The 224-nt window shown below is 50.4% G+C and carries 1 protein-coding gene; it reads right to left on the minus strand.

The annotated features are described in order from the left end of the window. On the minus strand, positions 1 to 124 hold a 124-nt coding region (locus tag H6B10_RS16655; RefSeq protein WP_204652484.1), incomplete at its 3' end, for a helix-turn-helix domain-containing protein. Between the last annotated feature and the right edge of the window lie 100 nt (positions 125 to 224).

Genomic DNA, 224 nt, shown 5'->3' on the forward strand with positions numbered 1-224 from the left:
CAAAGCTTTTTTTGAAGGCGGTAGAGAAATAGCTCAGGCTGGAATACCCTACTTCTTCCGCAATCTCATACACCTTTTTATCGGTATGCTCCAGCAGTTCCACCGCCTGGCGCAGGACGATCATTATTCACCGGCTATCCGGGACGCTATTGCCTATCTGAAAGCGCACTACCGGGAAAAAATCTCGTTGAGCATGGTTGCGCAGGCGGTCAACTTCAATGCGG

Origin of the sequence: Gemmiger formicilis, from assembly GCF_016901605.1 — a bacterium.
In the GTDB taxonomy this organism is placed as follows: domain Bacteria; phylum Bacillota; class Clostridia; order Oscillospirales; family Ruminococcaceae; genus Gemmiger; species Gemmiger formicilis_B.